Here is a 19,671-nt window from a genome sequence, read left to right as displayed (position 1 = left end):
CACTACAGTCGATCTGGCCAGACGCCCCCACACACCGGAGTTGATACATGACACGCTGGGCCCAAACCGTCGTCGCCCGGAAATGGTGGGTACTGAGCCTCGCGGTTCTGATAGTTCTCATCAGTGGGGTGTGGGGACTCGGAGTGTTCGGCAAGCTCAGCCAGGGCGGCTTCATCGATCCGGGCAGCGACTCCGCGAAGGTTGCGGACATCATCGAAGACAATCTCGGGCCGCAGACCCCGGACATCATCGCGATCTACTCACCCACCGACGGCAAGACCCTCGACGACATCGGGCCGGCAGTAACGGCCGCCGTCGACCAGTTCAAAACGGAAGTGCCGACCGCGTCGGTGAAGTCGTATTGGGGAACGGACGCCGCGGCCAAGGCCAGTCTGCTCTCGAACGACGGATCCATGGCGGCCGTTGCGATCACGTTGGCACCGGACTCGGGCGTCACACCTGCTACTTTCGCCGATCTCTTGCCGAAGCTCGAAGTTGAAGGTGCCGAGGCACAATTCGCGGGTAATACCGTTGTCGGCGTCGCGTTCAACACCAAGCTGGAGAAAGACCTGGTGGTCGCCGAAGCCATCGCCATTCCGATCACTCTGGTGCTGCTGGTCTTCATCTTCGGCGGCATCGTCGCTGCGGCGGTTCCGGTATTCGTGGGTGTACTCAGTGTCTTGAGCGCCTTGGCGGTTCTGCGAATCCTCACGTTGATCACCGATGTGTCCTCGTTCTCGATCAACGTCGCTTCTCTTCTCGGGTTGGGACTTGCAATCGACTACGGACTGTTCGTGGTCGGTCGGTTCCGTGAAGAACTGAATTCGGGCTCGGACCCGGGAGCGGCTGCGCAGCGGACAGTTCTGACCGCGGGTCGCACCGTCATGTTCTCGGGTCTGCTGCTGATCTGCGCGTTCAGCGGCATGCTCGTTTTCCCGCAGGCCGTCATCCGGTCTTTGGGTTTCGGTGCGATCGCAGCAGTACTGAGCGCGGCAGTTCTGTCGCTGACCGCTGTGCCTGCGCTGCTTGCCATTCTGGGGCATCGCATCAACGCCCTGACGTGGCGCAAGGATGCGGCGCAACGCGGCGAGGAACGCTCGCGCAAGTTCTGGGGCCGCGTCGTCACGTGGGTGATGAAGCGTCCGGTCGCGGTCTCGGTGACGATCGTGGCCGTGCTGCTCGTGATGGCCTCGCCGCTGCTCGGTGCCCGTTTGGGAGAACTCTCGTACACCGCACTCCCGGACAACGACCCCGCTCGCGTCGCAATGGACACGTTGGTCAACGACTTCCCGCAGACCGGCAACGGCGCGACGATGATCCTTCAGGCCGAGGACGGGAACACTCTCACCCCGGCCGAAGGTGCAGCGATCGCCGAGTCCGCCGGTCAGGTCGAGGGCATCGGTCAGGCGACCGTCGTCGCGAGCACCAATCAACTCATCGCGGTTCAGGCTCTCTACAGCGAGGGCTCTACACCCCAATCACAGAGCACCGCAGTGACAGATCTGCGTGCGATCTCCGCTCCTGACGGAACAGTGCTGCTTGTCGGTGGCGGTCAAGCCATGGTCGACGACGGCAACAACGCCGTCCTGCACTGGTTGCCGGTGATGATCCTCATCATGGTCGGATCGACCTTGATCCTGTTGTTCCTCGCGTTCGGTTCGGTGGTCCTGCCCATCAAGGCGGTACTGATGGCCGCGCTGAGCCTCGCGACCACCTTCGGTGTCCTCACCTTCGTCTTCCAGGACGGTCACGGCGTCGAACTCCTCGGGGTCAGTCAAACTCCGCTGGAGGCGACGTTCGTCGTGCTCATCCTGGCGGTGGTGTTCGGATTGTCCACGGACTACGAGGTTTTCCTGATGTCCCGGATGGTCGAGGCCAAGAACGCGGGAGCGACGACGGAGGAAGCAGTCAAGTTCGGAACCGAACGCACCGGCCGAATCGTGACGGCCGCCGCCCTACTCCTGATCGTGGTGACGGGGGCATTCGCGATGTCCGGGTTGTCGGTGATGAAGTTCCTGGGCGTCGGCATGATCGTCGCGCTGATCGTCGACGCGACCATCATCCGCATGTTGCTCGTGCCCTCGCTCGTGAAGTTGATGGGCGAAGCGAACTGGTGGGCTCCGGCCTGGATGAAAAAAGTTCACGCGAAGGTCGGCATCGGCCACTGATTTCGGGCCACTGATCACGCACTAGTGGATTTCCCTGATCGGGCAGTCGTCCTCGAGGATGACTGCCCGATCGCCTAAATCGCTCCGCAGGGCGATGTTCTCCGAAGCTGATTTCGTCAGACTTGGAGCATGACAATTTTCGAATGGATCCTTGCAATCCCCGCTCTTGCACTTGCCGTCGCGTTCCTGTTTTCCGGAATCATCACTGCGGGCATCGACTTCGACACCGAGGATGGCGTCATGACGCATTGATGTCCGGTTCCCTCTAGCCGTCGATCTTACTTTGGAGTAAGTTACCGACCATGGCCACATACATCGTCACTGGCGGCACCGGGTTCCTCGGACGAGCTGTACTACCGCTCCTGCTCGAGCATGATGAAACTGCTCAGATCCACGTGCTGGTCAGAGCGGGTTCTGTCGCAAAACTCGAAGCACAGGTGTCGGCAATTCCCGGCGGCGATCGAGTGCATCCGCTCGTTGGCGATCTGACCGAGCCCGAGCTGGGCATCGACTCTCCCCCGCCGGCCGACCACGTCCTTCACCTCGGCGCGATCTACGACATCACGGCCGGAGACGAGCAGGCTTCGACGAATGTCGAGGGCACACGCTCCGTGGTCGAACTTGCTGCGAAACTGGGAGCCACCCTTCATCACGTGTCATCGGTCGCAGTCGCAGGCGACTATCCGGGCACGTTCAGCGAGACCGATTTCGATTGCGGCCAAGGCTTTCCGACGCCGTACCACCGAACCAAGTTCGAGGCCGAGAAGCTCGTTCGAGAACGAGAAGACCTCACCTGGCGTGTTTATCGGCCGTCTGCCGTGGTCGGCAACTCCGTCACCGGAGAGATGGACAAGATCGACGGACCGTATTACTTGTTCCCAGGTCTGGCGCTACTCGCGAAACTACCTGCAGCACTACCTGTCCCGATCCCCAACCTCGGGGCAACCAACGTGGTGCCGGTCGATTATGTGGCCGCTGCCCTCGTCGAGTTGATGCATGTGCCCGGCCGTGACGGCGAAGCATTCCATCTCGTCAATCCGAAACCTCAACCGGTACGCGAAATCTATGCCGGCCTCGCCAAGGCCGCCGGAGCACCGCGGCCCGCGCTCAGCCTGCCGGGCGTGATCGCCAAACCCTTTGTCTCGCCATTGCCGATGGACTCGGCAGAATCGGCACGAAAAGTCTTCCTCGATCGCATCGGCATGCCTGCGGCGTTGCTCGACAACATGACGATGGCGCCGACCTTCACCTCCGAGAGAACCGTTGCCGCCCTCGCCGGATCAGGCCTGACGGTCCCCGAGTTCGGCTCCTACTCGACGGTCTTGTGGAAGTACTGGCGCGCAAACCTCGATCCCAATCGCGCACGTCGCAACCATCCCGAAGGACCACTTGTCGGTCGGATAGTCCTGATCACCGGTGGCTCGTCCGGAATCGGCAAGGCCTCTGCCATCGCCGCCGCCCAGAAAGGCGCCACAGTTCTCCTGATCGCACGCCGCACCGACGAACTCGATGCCGCGGTACAGGAGATTCGATCAAGCGGAGGCAAAGCGTTCGGTTATCCCTGCGACATCACCGACGACGAGTCGGTCCAGCACACGATCAAAAGCATTCTGACAGAACATGATCACGTGGACATGTTGGTCAACAACGCCGGCCGATCCATTCGGCGCGGCATTTACCATTCCACGGATCGTTTCCACGACTACGAACGAACGATGGCCGTGAACTACTTCGGCGCTGTGCGATTGGTTCTCGCATTGTTGCCCACCATGCGTTCTCGCCGCTTCGGTCACATCGTGAACATCAGCAGCGCGGGAGTCCAAGCGGCAACGCCTAGATTCTCGGCCTACGTGGCGAGCAAGGCCGCCCTCGACGGTTTCTCCGACGTAGCGGCCTCCGAAACCCTGGCAGACGGAATCACTTTCACGACCATCCACATGCCGCTGGTCGAAACGCCGATGATCGCTCCGACCGGCGAATACAACAACGGCCCGATCACCAGCCCGGAAAAGGCTGCGGCAATGGTGATCCGCGCGCTGATCGAACGCCCCAAGCGCATCGACGTGCCACTGGGCACTCTGGGTGATCTGGGAACCTTGTTCGCACCGCACACCAAGGACCGGATTCTCAACCAGATGTACCAGGCCTTCCCAGACTCCCCGGCGGCAAAGGGGCAGGTAGACAAAGAAACTCCGTCAGACGTTCCGGCAACACCGTCGCGTCAACGCCATTCACGCTCACGCATCCGCAAACTCGGCCGACGCGCCGCCCGACTCGTGCCCGGAACGCACTGGTGACCGGTGGTGTGACTTCGCCTCGTAGCGTGTTGGCCACCGCAAGGGATCTGCAGTGCTAGTCATCAGAATCTATCCTGACCATGGCCATCCCAGTTCACTATGGCCGTCGAAGGAATTGATTGTCGTCCCGCCGCAACGGTTCCCGCAGGCATACGTTCTCCCGAGCCAAATGGGGATCGACGACGAACTCGGAGAGAAGATACTGGCGTGGACTGATCGCTTCCAAAAGTTCTTTGTGACCGAGATCGACGGCTTCGCGATGCGACCGAGGTGGCGTCCAGGGATCAACGTTTTCGACTGGTACGACGAGGGCTATCGGATCGTGGGCGAACTTCGCGCACGGTTTCCGGACGTGCACGTCAAACCTGAATTTGCCCAGTACGTCTTTTCGGTCAACGAGCGTCGGGAAAGCATGGGGCTTGTGCCGGTCAGCCTTCCGAACGAACCCAAGGCCGGGCACATAAGCATCACTGAACTCCTGCACCCCAAATGAGTTTCAGAGCCATGGCGATGAATGCGATCGATACTGCGGCAGTGATCGAGTTTTCCCATCCGAGGGCGAAGTAAACTGCGGAAGAATCGAAATCCACTGCCTTGCAAGAGGCTACGGGAAACGGGATCCAGGCCCATCGTATTTCTTCGAGTAATCCGATTCCATACGAACTTGATCTACAAAGCTCCGATGCGGACGCTGGGAACCCCCAACGTGAGGTCACTCCGAAACTCACGATCAATCCAAGAACACCGACGACCAGCATGAGTGCGCAAATATTGAGAGTACGTGACTTTTCTCGGGGTGAAGTCATTGGCACACAGTACTTCGGCTTTCCGTCAGTTCGCTGACACTGCACATTGTTCCGAATACGAGATCAATTAGCTGACGACCCTGCGGATCTCACTCTCGGACGCATTGGCGCCCGTACAGACGACGGCAACACGCTTGTCCGCGAAGGTGTTCGGATGTGCGTAGACCGCAGCAAGTGCGGCCGCACCGGCGCCCTCACTCAAAGTGTGTGCGTCGAAGAGGAGAGCCCGCTGAGCGAGGGTGATGTCATCGTCCGTGACGAGCAAGAAACCACCTAGCCGTTCTCGCATGACACGTTGAGTCAATGAGAATCCGGCCCCGGTCGCGAGCCCTTCGACACGAGTGGCGTTCGGGCGCTCGACACAGGTGCCGGAAGTCCACGAGTCGTGCGCCGCTCGTGCGGCCTCCGACTGCACCGCGAACACCTCCAGGTGCGGTGCAAGCGCACTGGCGACGAGGCAAGCGGCCGCCGCACCACTGCCACCACCGACTGGGACGACCACGGCGTCCAGATCTGGCTGCTGCTCGACGAGTTCGACGTACGCCGTGGCAACACCGGCGAGGATTGCCGGCTCATTGGCGGCGCTGACGAGACGCAGGCCGTCACGTTCGCTGATGAACTCTGCGTGAGCGCGTGCCTCGTCGAAGTTTGCGCCGTGCTCGATGAGCTCGGCCCCAAGCATGCGGACAGCGTGAGCCTTGACCGGATTCGCCCCAGCCGGCATCACAATTACGCACCGCACGCCCGCATCCGCTGCGGCATACGCCAGGGACTGAGCATGATTTCCCGTCGAGTAGCCGATGATGCCTCGGGCCCGCGTCGGCTCATCGAGTCCAGCCACCAGGTTCAGTCCACCGCGAACCTTGAACGCACCTGTGGGTTGCACGTTCTCATGTTTGACGAACAACTGGCTGCACGAGCCCGCTCCCAAGGTCGGGTGCGATATCAGGGGCGTGACCGGTAGGTGGCGTCGGACAACCTGACTTGCACGCTGAATGTCCGCCCATGTGGGTGGTTGTAGCCCGGTTGTTGCCGCGAGATCAGGTACCTGTGCCATGTGGATCACCCTGTCAAACACTGATTCATAGGTCTAATACATGTTTTCGTCGAAAGCATCGAAATCCTCTATGATTTCGTCATGCTCGATCTAATTCGACTTAGGGTCTTGGTCGCTGTCGCGCAGGAAGGATCGGTGACAGCCGCCGCCGATTCGCTCGGTTACGCGCAGCCCTCCATCAGTCACCACCTTCGACAGCTCGAATCGGAAGTCGGAGTTCCGCTGTTCCAGCGAGCCGGTCGTGGGCTTCGTCTGACGGATGCCGGTGCGGTACTGGTTCGGCGCGCCACGGAAATTCTCGGTCACGTCGACGCTGCCGTAGCCGAAGTCGAAACGTACGCGGGACTGAGGGCGGGGCGGGTACGACTTGCCGCATTCCCGTCAGCCCTGGCGAGTTTGATTCCGCAGGCGATGGCAGCGTTCACATCCCAGTACCCCGACGTGTCCATCAGCCTCGTTGATGCAGAACCACCCAAAGCACTTGCAATGCTTCGTAACAACGACGTCGACGTAGCTGTCGTTTTCGCACACGCGGATACCCCGGATGTGGGGCTGAAGCACGTCACCCTAACGACGTTGCTGGACGATCCGTTGTACCTGATCACCTCTGCGCGGAATGCAGATGCCGCCAACGAGATCACGGACTACGCCGGTGAGACCTGGATTGCAGGCTGTCCGAGCTGCCGCGCCCACCTTCTCACCGCCTGCAATCGAGCTGGGTTCGTTCCACGGATCGAGTTCGAGACCGACGACTACGTCGCGGTCCAAGCGCTGGTCGCCTCCGGAAGCGGAGTCAGCACCCTTCCGGCCCTCGCTCTCCATGCACATCAGAACCCGGGTATCCGCGCACACCGCATTCCCGGCGAGCGACGCACTGTCTCCGTCGCAACCTACGGGAAACCTCCGCTCGCTCCCGCCATCGACGCGTTCGTCAGCACCCTCGCGGCGATATCCGACTCCGTGCGAGAGCGGTTCGAACTGGATGGGCACCTGTAGGCGATGAGATCACGGCTGCACCGCACTACCCAGTCAGTGATGGCCTGCCGACGACCGCGACGATCAGCGCGGCAAGTTCACCTTCGGCGTCCTCGGGCGAGAGCACTCCGACTACCGCCGCGTGCGAGAGGGCCTCTGCAGCACCGAATATCGCAGTCATCGATGATTGTCCAAGCCCGTCGGCGCTGAAAGGAGCCAGCACCTCGCGACAACGCTCTGAATAGGCGCGTTCCGACTCGCGCTTGACCTGCTCCAGCTCGGGCGAGCCCTCCAGCGCTGCAAGCACTCCCGTCAGTTCACGCCCCTGTGCCAGTGAACATCCGACATAGGAGTCGGCGATGGCATTCGCCCGCCCGTTCACAGACTCCTCCGCAGCTTCGAGGTATTCCCCGAGCATCACCGTCTGACGATCGTCGAATTCCTTGAAGAGGGCCGCCAACAGCGCAGCGCGGGAGGCGAAATGGCTGTAGACGACCGGCTTTGCAACGCCGGCACGTTCAGCCAACCGGCCGAGGGTCAGCGCGTCCGCGCCCTCCTCTCGCACCAGTGCCCACGACACCTCCACGAGTTGTTCGTACCTGTCGGCCCGCGACAGTCTCGTTCGTGCCATCGGACACCTCCTTGCGCTATATACCAATAGTAACCTACTCTTAGTACATAAGCGCACCATCTACCGAAGGAACGCTCATGACCACACTCGTCGTAGTCTCCCACTCCGATCCACAGTCACTTACCCAGCATGTCGCCCGTTCTACCGCCGACGCGATCCGCGACCTGGGCGGCGATGTCGACATCGCGGACCTACATGCCGAGAATTTCGATCCCCGATTCTCCAAAGCCGATGTGAACCTGTTCCGCGGCAAGGGAACTCCCCCGGCCGACGTTGTAGCCGAGCAGGACCGAATCGATCGAGCAGACGATCTGATTCTCGTGTTTCCGATGTACTGGTGGTCGATGCCCGCACTACTCAAAGGTTGGATCGATCGAGTCTTCGTCAGCGGATGGGCGTACGAGTTCACCCCGGGAAGCGAATTCGTGAAGAAACTGGACCGACTCACGGTCCACCTGATCCCGGTCGCGGGTGACGACGCGGAGAGTTTCGAACGCCACGGTGTGTACGAGGCCTTCCAGACACAGATCGAGCGCGGCATCATCGAATACTGCGGTGCCACACTGGGATCGACAACATTCGTTCACGAGTCGGACACGAAGCGCCGCGATACCCTCGCCGCAGAAATCCAAGACCTCAGCGAAAGCATCGCTGCCCGTGTCGCCTACCCTGCGACCGTGGCTTCCCGTTGACGGTCGGACATCGGTCAACTGACGCTTGACCGGCCCGTGACTGCCCAGTAGCGAAGCGTATCCCCCGTGTGACCGAGGTTGCGCGACAACTGATCAGCTGGGCGCACGCTGTCGAGTAGACCACCACACCCTTCGATTGCCTTACGTGAACCCGCGTTCGTTTCGTCGCAGGTAATCAGGACGCGACTGAGCCCCACCGGGTCGCCTGCATACGTGAGCACCTCCCGCAGAGCAGCCGACGCTAAACCTTTCCGGCGTTCCGACGGCCTGACCCCATAGCCGATGTGACCACCGACATCGGCCAAGAACTCATTCAAGCTGTGCCGCAACTGGATAGCGCCGAGGTACCTGCCGTCTCGAACGATCCACCAGTTGGTTGCCGGGACAATGTCGGGCCCCGGCACTGCCTCTGGCTGCGCCAACAACTCCTGCACCCACTGCCCGAATCCATCCCGGGAGGCAAGATCGAGATCTAGACGTTGCGCAACTCCCAGTGCCGAGCCGGGCTGATCCGCCTGCGGTCCGCCCCACTCGTCACGCGACTCCAACCAGGACACCCACAAGGCCTCGTCAGGCGCAACCAAATCGACTGTCATAGCAGCGATGCTACTTCGCACCTGCAACGGTGCCGCTATTCCCCCGAACCGCCGCTGCCTAAGTCCCGAATCCGCTTGTCACGCCAGCAGACTGTGGATCTGATGGAGTCCGTATCCTCTGCCCCACCTGCCGGCCCATGTGATCGCATTCATCGAGACTGATCGTATGGAACCGACGAGGGAATCACAGTTCTCGAATCGACGTGACGACAACTGGCCTGACCGGTTTGGGCGCCGCGCCGCAGCTCGGTGGACGCGGCGCGAGTTCGGAGACCGCAGTCTCGACCATCCACCGCCGTCCGTCCACATGTGCGACGACGCATGTCCCGTCACTGGCCTGCTCGATGACAGCCAAATCGTCGATTCCGCAGCTGATTTGTTGTCGTACAGCAACTTCCGAAGCCTGCCCCGCAGGAAACCAGCAACTCCGTCCACGCAGGCCTGGCAAATGGACCTGATCTCGGGAAGCCACCTCCACGGCCGTGACACTCTCACCAGCGGACAGACGGCCGTACGTATTGCCGCTCGGCAGCAGGATCATCGACGGCGCAAATCGGTGCCCGCCAGTATGCGAACACTCCCACACCTGGGGTCCGAGGGACGACATCAGCGCTGCGGCAATCGGCCTGCCGAACACAGCGCAGCATTGGTCACGCTTACCGTGCGCACAAACCAAGACGACTGGCTCGTCCACCGAGTCGCCCAATCCTGGTGGAGGGCCGTCGAGTAGCGCGAAATCGATGTCGAGCAGATCAGCCGGTGAATCGATGCGCAACCGTTCGCACCACGAGTCGCTCGGATCGGAGCGCGCGAGCAAGACCGTGTGCCCATCAGTCAGCGGATCGGTGCGGCCTGGTCGCCGAATGAACATGATTCGTACGTCGGCAGCATCAGCTCGCCGACTCAGCTCGGCGGCAAGCTCCTCCCCCAAGGCCGTACCGTCCAGCACGTCACGACCCCAAGCGGCATTGAATTCGAGGCATACCCAACCCCGCACGACGGCAGCGCTGCCTGCCAACGGTTCGTCAACAGCAGACAGCGCGGAACAGGTCTCGGCTTCGATCACGAGCCCTATTGTGTCAGCCACGTTGAAAGTCGATCAGCCGTCCCAGTCAGCTCAGTAGAACTTCTTGCCCTCCGCGAGTTGGTTCACGAACTTCTCGATCCGCCTGGCGCGTGTCTCCGGACGCTTTGCCTCCTGCAGTCGGTACGCGATGGTGAATCGATTCGTGGAATTGAGCGTCGCGTAGAACTCGCGAGCCTGCGGGTTTTCCGCAAGCGCATCGAGAAAGTCCGTCGGGACCTCGGCCTTGGCTGCTCCCTCGTACGCGCGATCCCAGCGACCGTCGGCCTTGGCCTTCTCTATCTCAGCGATGCCGGATGGCTCGAGAAGTCCCGCAGCGTCAAGGCGGGCGACTATCTCGACGTTGCGTTTGGACCACGGACTCCGCGCAGTGCGACGCGAAAACTTCTGCACGAAAAAATCGTCGTCGATTCGCCGGGAGAGGCTGTCGATCCAGCCGAAGCACAGGGCAACGTCCAACGCTTGGTCGTAGTCGATCGAACTGTGTGACGAGGTCTTCTTGGCCATTCTCAGCCAAAGCCCGGGGACCGCCTCGTGGTTCTCGCACAGCCATCGACGGAACTCGTCTCCGTCAGCGAAGTATTCGGTACCGAGTTCGACTGCCATCAGTGCTCCTCATTTTCGCGATACCCATACTCTGACAAAACCCTGCGACAAATATCCGAAAGTTCCGAGTGCGAGTACCCATTTGGCAATACTGACCGTCGAGGCGGCGCGAACCCTCGAGTCGGTGATGCTGTCGCGATGATCGAGGAAATGGAGGCCGACCACGTTCTCGACATAATCGCCCGCCGCCGACAGCACCGGCGCTACGGCAAGCGCACGCCGAGTTGCGGCCGAAAGGGGAACCCGCTCTCCGAGCCGCTTGCCTGCGGACCGCAAAGCCATCGCGTAGATCGCGGGATGTACGAAGTCCGGGTAGTAGTGACTACGAAATCGCGCCGTGGCCTCCGCATCCATGGAGTCCAAGATCTCGAGGTACCGACGAGCGGAAAACGCCGTCTGCACTTCCAATACTTTAGGAGCCACCGGCCCGAGTAAACGCGCAATGTTTGCTTGTGAGACAACAAAAGCGGTGGTCCACAGTGCCATCGTGTTCGCAGAGCCGGTTAGTGCCATGCCGTCGATCATTTCACTATTGGATCAACGCCGACGACAAGTGCAACCAGTTTGTCGAGTTCGATACGAGGCTCGGTGTTCTGGGAAATCGCTGCCAGCCGGATCGGCGAAGCTAGTGCCGCGAGAACAGTATCTGGATCAGTACCGTCCGGGACCTCGCCGCGTTCGATTCCACGGTGAATCATGACCGCTGCCGCATCGAATCGGGCGCGCCAGAACTGTGCGCGCGCAGCCAAGATTTCCGCGTCGTCGGTAGGCATCACACCCGTACGGGCCAGTGCCAATCCGGTGTCTGTCGCGAGCCAATCTTGGAGACTCCGAGCAAAAGTCCGAAGATCACCGAAGAGTGTCCCGGTGTCAGGTATCGCCAAACCTGCATCCGTGAACTCGCGGAGAGCATCCACGACCAGCAAGTCGACCGTCGCCCATCGGCGGTAGATCGACGTTGGATGAACGTCCGCTTCGACCGCTATCGCGGCGATCGTCACCGACTGCGGTCCTAGTTCAGCAACCTTTCGCACAGTCGCTTCGATCACGGCCGTTCGGACCGCTCGGCCCCTTTGCTTCATGGCCTCATTGTGCCAACCGCGACACCCCGTCATATCGCAACAACTACTTGCGATATGCTCGATACTAGGGCGATTCCTTCAACCAGTGAGGCAGCGATTTACATGGTCATGTTCTTCGAAGTGCTATTTGTTCTCGCATCGGTCGCGATGGGATGGTTTGCCATATACGTCATTTACCGCCTGATCACGGACGAGTGACAATGACCTCTGTCGAGGATCTGGTCACTGGTGAATGAGTCCGTAAAAAGCGGGCATCCCGTATCGATCATCGGTCCGATAGCGGGGAGCGCGCATGTCGCCCAAGTCCAACCCGACTGTTCTGTTCATCCACGGACTCTGGATGCACCCGACCACGTGGGATCCCTGGGCGCAGGTTTTCAACGCGCAGGGGTACTCCACGATGGCACCCGGATGGCCAGGGGATGCGTCCACGGTGGGTGAGACGCGCGAACACCCGGAGGACATCGCGGGACACGGCATCGACGACGTGACGGACCACTACGCCAAGGTGATCGCTGATCTCGACGAACCACCGATCGTGGTCGGGCATTCGTTCGGAGGTTTGATCGCGCAGAAACTGCTGGGCCAGAAGTTGGCGACCGCGGCAATTGCCATCGACCCCGCTCAGCCCAAAGGTGTGTTGAAACTTCCTCTCGTTCAGCTTGGAAGCGTGTTCCCTGTCCTGTCCAACCCTGGCAACTACCGGAAGGCCTACTCACACAACAGAAAATCGTTCCACAAGTCCTTCGCCAGCGCCGTGTCCCAGGACGAGTCCGACGCCCTGTTCGAGCAGTATGCAATTCCCGCCCCCGGACGGCCGTTGTTCGAGGCAGCACTCGCCAACTTCGCGCCCCACAGCCCCGCTGCAGTGGATTTCAACGCCCGCCGCGGCCCCCTCCTGATGATCGGCGGCGGTAAGGATCGCACAGTACCGAAGGCCAGTTCGGACAGCTCGTTCAAGAAGTACGCCAAGGCCCCGACGATCAACGAATACAAGGTATTCGGCGACCGAGGTCACTCGCTGACCATCGACCACGGTTGGCGTGAGATCGCCGATTACAGCCTTGCCTGGCTCGACAAGCAGGGCATGAGCCCGCCACAAGGCAAGCACGAAAGTCAGTCCTAGCCGAACGCTTGAAACCGACGACGGTACACCTGGGGCGAGATTCCGAGATGAGTCGAAAATGCTCGTCGTAGGGATTCCGAACTGCCGAATCCCGCCAACTGCGCGGCTTCGGTCACCGAGTGGCCGGCATCGAGGAGCGCCTTCGCAGCGTCGAAACGGATCAACTCGACGTATTTGGCCGGCGTCGTCCCTAATTCTTCGCGAAAGAGCCTCGTCAGATGACGCGGGCTCAGGTGCGCCAGGGCAGCCAGTTGCTCGACCGAATACTCCCCCGCCGGATCGGCCGCGACGGCGTCGACCACTTCTCGGAGCGCAGGGACCCGAGGCCGCGGCCCACTGAGCGAGGGCGAAAACTGTGACTGTCCGCCTGGACGCTGGAGAAATACCACCAGAAGTTGTGCGACGCGTCGAGCCATTTCTGCACCATGATCACGCTCGAGCAATGCGAGCGCGAGGTCGATGCCCGCGGTCACACCCGCAGACGAGAACACCGCGCCATCCTGAATGAAGATGGCGTCAGGAACCACCGTGATCTGTGGATAGGCGCGCGCCAGCGTTGCCGTGTGTTGCCAATGTGTCGTTGCGCGGCGTCCGTCGAGCAATCCACTCGCCGCAAGAATGAATGTCCCGGTACAGATCGAGGCAACCCGGCCCGAACGCCCCGCCAGATCGCTCGCTGCCTCGCGCAGTTCCGGACTCACCGGCGTCGACGGGAACACGTCTCCACCCATGACCAGCAATGTGTCGAAAGAACCGGAATCTACAACGTCACGGTCGACCGGAATGCGCATCCCGGTCGACGAGTCGACATCGTGTCCACCTACCGAGCAGATCACCAACTCGTAGTTCGCCCCGCCGCGATTGGCTTCCGCGAACACCTCACTCGGACCTGCGACGTCGAGCAGTTTGACGCCGTCGAACACCAGGACGGCAACTCGATGCACTGCGGTCACGATGCGCTCTCCTTCGTCCTGATCTGTGGACAGTATGGCCGAGATCAGGGTGCGCCCGCGGGCGTGCTCGACCGACACTGGGATAGACCGAGAAATTCGCAGCAACGACGAGCAGAGCAGGTACCGATGACCACGATCATTGCCGGTGTGAAAATCCCCGATTCGAAGATGGCTGCCGACGCCACCGAGCTGGTACGAGATACGGCGTCCGAGTTACTGTTTCACCACTCGCGACGTGTCTTCCTCTTCGGATCGCTTCAAGGAGCGCGTCTGGGTCTGCAGGCCGACCCCGAATTGCTCTACGTCGGCGCCATGTTCCACGACCTGGGGCTCACCGCGAAATTCCGGGACAGTACGTCACGTTTCGAATTGGACAGCGCCGACGAAGCGCGGCGATTCCTCACCGGCTACGGAATCGACGAAACCGCCATCCGCACAGTGTGGGAAGGCATCGCTCTGCACACGACGCCCGAGATCCCCTCCCGATTGGAACCCGAAATCGCCTTGGTGACAGCGGGTGTGGAGACCGACGTACTCGGAATCGGATACAGCGAACTCGACCAGGCCGACATTGACGCCGTCACCGCGGCTCACCCGCGCCCGGATTTCAAGAATCAGATCTTGAAGGCTTTCACCGAAGGCTTCAAGCACCGTCCCGAAAGTACATTCGGGACGGTCAACGCTGACGTACTCGAACATTTTGTGCCGGGATTTCGGCACATCGATTTTGTCGAGGTCATCCAGAACTCGGCTTGGCCCCAATAGAATTCGCTGTCATTTGGCCGCCTCACTCATCGCAGCGGCATCTTCCGCCCCGAACTTTTCCTCGAGGGTCTCCGGCGAATAGTCGAGGTCGATCTCGGCGACGTCGCGCCCGCGCGCGGACTCGATCGCCGAAAGTCGGCGCTGCGCACGGTCTGCGGCGTACTCGAGGAACTCCTGATTGTCCAAACCGAACGGCTGCACCTCGAATTGATCGTTGACCCAGTTGATCATTCCGAGTGCCATGGGCATGAGTTCACCCATCCGCTGCTGAACGACGTCCCAGTTGTGATCGTCGGCGGCTACGTGCCTTCGGCAGGTGAACGTCCCCCAAGCCATGTGCCGTCGCTCGTCGTCACCGATCTTGCGCACCAATTGCTGCATGCCAGGCAGGATTCCGCGCGTCGCACAGACTTTCTGCCAGGCGTAGTAGCCCGTCAACGCCAAACTGCCCTCGATGACGTGGTTGTACGTGACGCTGGCACGCACCTGGTTGACCGGACTCGGATCCGTCTCGAGAATGCGTAGCGACGAAGGCAACTCCTCGTAGAACAGTTGCCGGTAGTACGGATTGTCAGCGACGTAGGAATGCAGATCGCTGGTCAATCCCACTTCGTCCATCCACAGCCGAAAGACCTGGGTGTGCTTGGCTTCCTCGAAACAGAACTGCGTCAAGTACATCTCGTCGCCGAATCGCCCCTCGGTCGACATCGCTTTCATGAACGGTTGAATGTCTTCCGTGACGGCTTCTTCACCGGCAATGAACTGCGCGCACAGGAAGGTGGCGCTGCGCTGCTGCTCGCTGGTCAGCTCCTGCCAGTCACGAGCGTCCTGGGAAAAATCGAGGTCGGTTGGGTTCCAGAATTTGGCATTTCCCTTGGTGAACAATCGGAGTGGGAACGAATCCCAGTTCAACCCTCCCGACCGAAGAGTACTGAAACCTTCTCGCCCCGGCGAGGTGACAGTCATGACATTCCTTCTTCCCGAACCGAAGACAGATGCCCCATCAGCATGCCCGCAGAACTGAAACGTGAATCAGTTTTGGCGAAATTCGATCTATTCCTTCAGAGAAACGCCCTTGGTCTCCATCACTGCGAAGAGCTTGGCGTTCATCTGAGCCGCCAGATCCGGCCGATACGAGCCGATATTGAGCGGATTGGCTAGATTGTTCAGTTCCAAGGGGTCGGCTTGTAAGTCGTAGAGTTCGTATTGCGGCGCAGCAACTCCCGCGGGATCGAAGTACATCGTGTACTTCCACCGGCTCTCCCGGATGCAGCGGATGTGATTGGGCTGCGTGACGATGTTCTGACCGTCGGGCGTCGCACAATTCTGATCGTCGTAGGTGAACAGAATCGTGTCCTGAACCTGCGCGCTGGGACCGTGGGGGTAGGCGGCGGCGTCGACGATGACCGGTGTCAGATCGGTACCCGAGAAGTTCCACGATTCACGCGCTGGCGCTTGGGCGAGAGTGGCGAGAGTGGGCATCACGTCGATCAACGACGCCAAGGCGTCTGTGCGAACGGGTTCGGGAAACAGCAAGGGGTTGCTGATGACCAGTGGAACGCGCAGCGTTTCCTCGTAGGCGTTGAACACCTTCTGCCGCAAACCTCCGTGGCTCATCCCCATCTCCCCGTGATCGGACATCCGTACGATCACGGTGTCGTCGAGCATCTGCGGGGTGGCTTCGATCGCGTCGAGCACGCTGCCGATGTGTTCGTCGACCACCTTGTGCATGTAGGCGTAGAAGTTGATGTAGTTGCGTGACTGATCAGGCCCGAGCAGCGGGCCGAGCCCGGCTGCGAGTAGCAATTCCGACTGAACCTGCGCTGTCGGTTTGTGATTGAGTGCCAGGATCTCGCCGAAAGTGGGCGGCAAGTCGATCCCCTGCTCGAAGGCGCCTGGCGCGTCCGATCCATAGTTGTCGCACGTTCCGCTCATCGCATTCCAGGTCTGGGGGTACGCGAGGACGTCGTGTGGGTTCACGAACGAGACGATGAGCGCCCAAGGCTGCCCGGATGCGACCGCAGATCCGGAGAGGAAATCGACTGCCTCCTCGGCAACACGGCGATCATGGTCGGCGCACCCGCCACCGAAGTGGTCAGGATTGGTGTCCTGACCCGCGTCGGGGGGAATCCACCCTTCGAAGCCGAATCCCGCTACATCGTCACTTGTCGGATCACCACCCTCGACGCCTTTGCTCAGATGCCACTTCCCCCGGTACTGAACGTTGTAGCCGGCCGACGCCAGCAGCTTTGCCATGTTCTGCTCGGAGACTTGTAACTGTGGCTCGGTGGGTGAGACAGTGCCGCCTTCGGTGAGGGTTCTGGTGACCCCGTGCTGCGCGGGAAAGAGGCCGGTGAAGAACGTACTACGACTGGGCGAGCACATCGCGGTATTGCACACTGCCTGGTCGAACGTCAGCCCGTGATCGGCAATCCTCTTGCGGTTGGGCAGATTCTGATCAGCCCAGCCCTGCGGCCAATACATCGGCCGGCGCTCCTGATCGGTGATGATGACAACGATGTTGGGTTTCTGCGGAAACCGATCGGCGGGCGATGCTTTCGCCGGCGCCGCGCTCGCCGCGCCGGTTGCCACGTCTGCCACTCCGGCGAGGACAAGAGCACCGACGCCACCGAGGAACGTCCGGCGCGGCAATGAATGACAGTGCGAGGCAGGAACGTTCTCTGGGTTCACGGGCGTCGTCCTCTCGGAGGCGTTGTGGCCCCAGAGTTGACCGAATCAGTGTTCGCTACACATTCGCGAGCAAACTGCCTCGGCGCTGATCAGTTCGATGACCCGATCCGCGCAGCGCAGAGGATCCGGTGTCCGGCCGATACCGAGAGGGTCGACAATCGAAATCGTCCTTCGCACGTCAGCCTCCTCGACACCCCACGACCAACCGAAGTCGTGATTCCAGAGCAGAACCGCATTCTTCCCCGGATGGTTTCGGGCATGAACTGGCAGAACGATCACCGCATCCATACTCGGTCCCTGCGGCCATCGGACGGTCTCACCGTGAACGGATCGTGCTACCGCGTCGACGTATTCGTGTGCGGACCAGTCGTTGCCGTTGGTATGCATGGAAGTACATTCGGTGCCGCACGCGTAGCGGATGGGTTCCTGCCGGAACTGATCGAGTATTGCGCTTTCAGGAAATGAACGGCAACACAACGGATTCGAATTGGCGATGGCCGTCGCGATGGACACTGTGGCCGGTACGGAACGAGACCAATTCGCAGCGCGCGACGGTGGCGGCAACAGCGTCGAGGCGATCGGGATCCACCATCCCGCCCAGACCTCCACGCAGGAACAACATGTCAGCCTCGATGAGCGGCAACCGATCCCACCACTGCGGATCCGGTCGGCGGAACTGCTCGAGCGCGGACCGCGTCATCGAGCGATCGAACGTCAGCGCAGCTCGCGGATGCCGTACCAAACTTGTTGTTGCATGCCACAGTTCTGGCACACTCGGCAATTTCCTCGCGAATACCTGTTCTGCGTCACCTGCGCGTAGCGGCAACGGTGCTTCCTCGATGACCAACTTCCGCACCACGGTGGGTCGTTTCTGCGCGATCAACGACGCCGCGTGCCCGCCGAGCGAATGGCCGACGAGGTCCACCTGATCGAGTTCGAGATGATCACACACGTCCATGACGTCGTCGGCGAACTCGTCGAACAGATACGACGACGCCCGAGCGCTCCGGCCGTGGCCGCGAAGATCGACCGAGACAACTCGCCGATTGCGTGATCGCAAGGTCCGCGCGAACTTGTCCCAGGTACCGCTGTCGCCACCCATTCCGTGCACGAGGACTACCGGAGGCAGATCGGCAACACTGGGATGCGAGCCGGAATCGCGGTAGCTGATCTGGACCCCGCCGGCACTTCGTACGTTAGCGACACTCACGAGTTCCCAGGATAGACCTGTCCTCGTGGATTGCTGAAGCTGTCAGCCGAGGCGGCAACTGCCCTGGCCGCGTGACCTCGTCGTAGCGACCGAGCCCGATCCTCGCGATGTTGCGCAGCGACTCGCTTGCATCGGCGAAGTATCCACAATGCCCTCGAATGGCACCGGTGTCGAAAACAACAGCTCCGTGCTGCGCCCGAACTGGAGACGGGCCGTGCCCGAGGCGACCGATCTTCACGCGTGGGAAATACCGAATCCAGTCCGACGGCCCCAGCGCGGCCCAGAGATTTCCGGCAAAGCACAGGTCTTCGCGAGAACTGGTCCCCATCCCCGGGCTACCGAGCACCACACAATCGTCTACTCGCGCCGACGGGAGGGCGAGTCCGCACACCACGGCCCCGTAGCTGTGTCCGACGAGCGTCACATGCGCCGAACGCGGCAGGATGCGTGTCAATCGCGCCAGATCGATCGCACCGCGTTCTGCGAGTGTCCGCGAGAACGACTCGAGAAATCCCCACGGCGTCCGATAACCGACCCACACGATCACCGCGACGTGATCGTTCGGTCCGAGCGTTCGGAGCATTCTTCCCAGTGTCCATCCGCTCGCTCGTGGTCCTGTCGGACGGTTCTCGTCGAAGTAGTTTCCCAATCCGTTGTCGTTGCCCGGCACGAAGATGACGATGTGCTCGGCTGTGGCGACATCGCCGAACACCTCCACGATCCGGCCTTCGCCAGACTCGTCGTACGCCAGAAGTTGTGCGTCGTGCAGCTCCGTCTGCTCGTAGTGAAGTCGATCGGTTCCGCAAACTTCAGGTCGACCCGCCGTTGCCAAGACACTCCTCGTAAAGAGTTGCAACGGTGAGAATCATTGCAACGGTTACTTTTTTGAATGTCATCAACGCTAGGAGCCGAGCGACGGCATGACGATGGTG

At 60.9% G+C, this 19,671-nt stretch carries 21 protein-coding genes; 8 read left to right on the top strand and 13 right to left on the bottom strand.

Annotation, left to right across the window (positions count from 1 at the left end):
* The first annotated feature begins 47 nt into the window (after positions 1-47).
* From RA302_RS09855 to RA302_RS09840, 4 genes are all read left to right on the top strand, one after another.
* Positions 48-2,168 (top strand): MMPL family transporter, encoded by a 2,121-nt coding sequence (locus tag RA302_RS09855; protein WP_020906965.1) that lies wholly within the window; start codon positions 48-50, stop codon positions 2,166-2,168.
* 129 nt (positions 2,169-2,297) lie between these two features.
* Positions 2,298-2,420: a hypothetical protein gene (locus RA302_RS09850; RefSeq protein WP_019747629.1), complete on the top strand. Its 123-nt coding sequence runs from the start codon at positions 2,298-2,300 to the stop codon at positions 2,418-2,420.
* Between the two features lie 50 nt (positions 2,421-2,470).
* On the top strand, positions 2,471-4,465 hold the full coding sequence (locus tag RA302_RS09845; protein ID WP_141487501.1) for an SDR family oxidoreductase: 1,995 nt from the start codon (positions 2,471-2,473) through the stop codon (positions 4,463-4,465).
* A 52-nt stretch (positions 4,466-4,517) separates the two neighbouring features.
* Complete coding sequence (locus RA302_RS09840) at positions 4,518-4,958, top strand: hypothetical protein (RefSeq protein WP_020906963.1); 441 nt, start codon at positions 4,518-4,520, stop codon at positions 4,956-4,958.
* Positions 4,959-5,338: 380 nt separating this feature from the next.
* On the opposite strand, the gene RA302_RS09835 is transcribed toward RA302_RS09840, so the two are convergent.
* Positions 5,339-6,328 carry a pyridoxal-phosphate dependent enzyme gene (locus RA302_RS09835; RefSeq protein WP_338480393.1) on the bottom strand — a complete coding sequence of 330 codons (990 nt, stop codon included), beginning with the start codon at positions 6,326-6,328 and terminating at the stop codon, positions 5,339-5,341.
* Positions 6,329-6,409: 81 nt separating this feature from the next.
* Here RA302_RS09835 and RA302_RS09830 point away from each other — a divergent pair, with 81 nt between their 5' ends.
* Positions 6,410-7,324 (top strand): LysR family transcriptional regulator, encoded by a 915-nt coding sequence (locus RA302_RS09830; RefSeq protein ID WP_042951331.1) that lies wholly within the window; start codon positions 6,410-6,412, stop codon positions 7,322-7,324.
* A gap of 25 nt (positions 7,325-7,349) precedes the next feature.
* Here RA302_RS09830 and RA302_RS09825 read toward each other — a convergent pair whose 3' ends face one another.
* Positions 7,350-7,934 carry a TetR/AcrR family transcriptional regulator gene (locus RA302_RS09825; protein ID WP_141487503.1) on the bottom strand — a complete coding sequence of 195 codons (585 nt, stop codon included), beginning with the start codon at positions 7,932-7,934 and terminating at the stop codon, positions 7,350-7,352.
* Between the two features lie 77 nt (positions 7,935-8,011).
* On the opposite strand from RA302_RS09825, the gene RA302_RS09820 reads away from it, so the two are divergent.
* Complete coding sequence (locus RA302_RS09820) at positions 8,012-8,626, top strand: NAD(P)H-dependent oxidoreductase (protein WP_020906960.1); 615 nt, start codon at positions 8,012-8,014, stop codon at positions 8,624-8,626.
* A 14-nt stretch (positions 8,627-8,640) separates the two neighbouring features.
* Here RA302_RS09820 and RA302_RS09815 read toward each other — a convergent pair whose 3' ends face one another.
* The 5 genes from RA302_RS09815 to RA302_RS09795 form a co-directional block, all read right to left on the bottom strand.
* Positions 8,641-9,222, bottom strand: coding sequence for a GNAT family N-acetyltransferase (locus RA302_RS09815; protein ID WP_070386833.1), 582 nt, complete (start codon positions 9,220-9,222; stop codon positions 8,641-8,643).
* 184 nt (positions 9,223-9,406) lie between these two features.
* Complete coding sequence (locus tag RA302_RS09810; RefSeq protein ID WP_338481166.1) at positions 9,407-10,297, bottom strand: sucrase ferredoxin; 891 nt, start codon at positions 10,295-10,297, stop codon at positions 9,407-9,409.
* 42 nt (positions 10,298-10,339) lie between these two features.
* Complete coding sequence (locus tag RA302_RS09805) at positions 10,340-10,912, bottom strand: YdeI/OmpD-associated family protein (protein WP_019747619.1); 573 nt, start codon at positions 10,910-10,912, stop codon at positions 10,340-10,342.
* A gap of 9 nt (positions 10,913-10,921) precedes the next feature.
* The gene (locus tag RA302_RS09800) at positions 10,922-11,425 is read right to left on the bottom strand and encodes a hypothetical protein (protein WP_338480385.1); all 504 of its coding nucleotides are present in this window, start codon (positions 11,423-11,425) and stop codon (positions 10,922-10,924) included.
* 8 nt (positions 11,426-11,433) lie between these two features.
* Positions 11,434-11,994 carry a TetR-like C-terminal domain-containing protein gene (locus RA302_RS09795; RefSeq protein WP_070386976.1) on the bottom strand — a complete coding sequence of 187 codons (561 nt, stop codon included), beginning with the start codon at positions 11,992-11,994 and terminating at the stop codon, positions 11,434-11,436.
* 292 nt (positions 11,995-12,286) lie between these two features.
* Here RA302_RS09795 and RA302_RS09790 point away from each other — a divergent pair, with 292 nt between their 5' ends.
* Positions 12,287-13,120 carry an alpha/beta fold hydrolase gene (locus RA302_RS09790; protein ID WP_019747617.1) on the top strand — a complete coding sequence of 278 codons (834 nt, stop codon included), beginning with the start codon at positions 12,287-12,289 and terminating at the stop codon, positions 13,118-13,120.
* On the opposite strand, the gene RA302_RS09785 is transcribed toward RA302_RS09790, so the two are convergent.
* Positions 13,117-14,073, bottom strand: coding sequence for a GlxA family transcriptional regulator (locus RA302_RS09785; RefSeq protein WP_029254948.1), 957 nt, complete (start codon positions 14,071-14,073; stop codon positions 13,117-13,119). The two genes, RA302_RS09790 and RA302_RS09785, sit on opposite strands and share 4 nt — an antisense overlap.
* A gap of 126 nt (positions 14,074-14,199) precedes the next feature.
* Here RA302_RS09785 and RA302_RS09780 point away from each other — a divergent pair, with 126 nt between their 5' ends.
* Positions 14,200-14,838, top strand: a complete 639-nt coding sequence (locus RA302_RS09780; protein ID WP_338480380.1) for an HD domain-containing protein — start codon at positions 14,200-14,202, stop codon at positions 14,836-14,838.
* 9 nt (positions 14,839-14,847) lie between these two features.
* Here the strand turns inward: RA302_RS09780 and RA302_RS09775 are convergent, their stop codons facing one another.
* From RA302_RS09775 to RA302_RS09755, 5 genes are all read right to left on the bottom strand, one after another.
* Positions 14,848-15,804, bottom strand: a complete 957-nt coding sequence (locus RA302_RS09775; protein ID WP_019747614.1) for a R2-like ligand-binding oxidase — start codon at positions 15,802-15,804, stop codon at positions 14,848-14,850.
* Between the two features lie 87 nt (positions 15,805-15,891).
* Positions 15,892-17,529, bottom strand: coding sequence for a sulfatase-like hydrolase/transferase (locus RA302_RS09770; RefSeq protein WP_338480377.1), 1,638 nt, complete (start codon positions 17,527-17,529; stop codon positions 15,892-15,894).
* 45 nt (positions 17,530-17,574) lie between these two features.
* Positions 17,575-17,916, bottom strand: coding sequence for a DUF6292 family protein (locus RA302_RS09765; RefSeq protein WP_020906953.1), 342 nt, complete (start codon positions 17,914-17,916; stop codon positions 17,575-17,577).
* Positions 17,917-17,983: 67 nt separating this feature from the next.
* The gene (locus tag RA302_RS09760) at positions 17,984-18,739 is read right to left on the bottom strand and encodes an alpha/beta hydrolase (protein WP_019747611.1); all 756 of its coding nucleotides are present in this window, start codon (positions 18,737-18,739) and stop codon (positions 17,984-17,986) included.
* Complete coding sequence (locus tag RA302_RS09755) at positions 18,726-19,571, bottom strand: alpha/beta hydrolase (protein ID WP_338480374.1); 846 nt, start codon at positions 19,569-19,571, stop codon at positions 18,726-18,728. Before RA302_RS09755 ends, RA302_RS09760 begins: the two co-directional genes overlap by 14 nt.
* Positions 19,572-19,671: the final 100 nt, after the last annotated feature.

Source organism: Rhodococcus sp. DN22 (assembly GCF_036669995.1).
Lineage (GTDB): Bacteria > Actinomycetota > Actinomycetes > Mycobacteriales > Mycobacteriaceae > Rhodococcus_F > Rhodococcus_F erythropolis.
This window is presented reverse-complemented; position numbering and strand designations above follow the sequence as displayed.

Excerpts from the sequence above, each read along its gene's own strand:
- RA302_RS09855 (WP_020906965.1), top strand. The coding sequence starts at position 48 with ATGACACGCTGGGCCCAAACCGTCGTCGCCCGGAAATGGTGGGTACTG.
- RA302_RS09850 (WP_019747629.1), top strand. The coding sequence starts at position 2,298 with ATGACAATTTTCGAATGGATCCTTGCAATCCCCGCTCTTGCACTTGCC.
- RA302_RS09845 (WP_141487501.1), top strand. The coding sequence starts at position 2,471 with ATGGCCACATACATCGTCACTGGCGGCACCGGGTTCCTCGGACGAGCT.
- RA302_RS09835 (WP_338480393.1), bottom strand. The coding sequence starts at position 6,328 with ATGGCACAGGTACCTGATCTCGCGGCAACAACCGGGCTACAACCACCC.
- RA302_RS09830 (WP_042951331.1), top strand. The coding sequence starts at position 6,410 with ATGCTCGATCTAATTCGACTTAGGGTCTTGGTCGCTGTCGCGCAGGAA.
- RA302_RS09825 (WP_141487503.1), bottom strand. The coding sequence starts at position 7,934 with ATGGCACGAACGAGACTGTCGCGGGCCGACAGGTACGAACAACTCGTG.
- RA302_RS09820 (WP_020906960.1), top strand. The coding sequence starts at position 8,012 with ATGACCACACTCGTCGTAGTCTCCCACTCCGATCCACAGTCACTTACC.
- RA302_RS09815 (WP_070386833.1), bottom strand. The coding sequence starts at position 9,222 with ATGACAGTCGATTTGGTTGCGCCTGACGAGGCCTTGTGGGTGTCCTGG.
- RA302_RS09805 (WP_019747619.1), bottom strand. The coding sequence starts at position 10,912 with ATGGCAGTCGAACTCGGTACCGAATACTTCGCTGACGGAGACGAGTTC.
- RA302_RS09800 (WP_338480385.1), bottom strand. The coding sequence starts at position 11,425 with ATGGCACTAACCGGCTCTGCGAACACGATGGCACTGTGGACCACCGCT.
- RA302_RS09795 (WP_070386976.1), bottom strand. The coding sequence starts at position 11,994 with ATGAAGCAAAGGGGCCGAGCGGTCCGAACGGCCGTGATCGAAGCGACT.
- RA302_RS09790 (WP_019747617.1), top strand. The coding sequence starts at position 12,287 with ATGTCGCCCAAGTCCAACCCGACTGTTCTGTTCATCCACGGACTCTGG.
- RA302_RS09780 (WP_338480380.1), top strand. The coding sequence starts at position 14,200 with ATGACCACGATCATTGCCGGTGTGAAAATCCCCGATTCGAAGATGGCT.
- RA302_RS09775 (WP_019747614.1), bottom strand. The coding sequence starts at position 15,804 with ATGACTGTCACCTCGCCGGGGCGAGAAGGTTTCAGTACTCTTCGGTCG.
- RA302_RS09765 (WP_020906953.1), bottom strand. The coding sequence starts at position 17,916 with ATGCATACCAACGGCAACGACTGGTCCGCACACGAATACGTCGACGCG.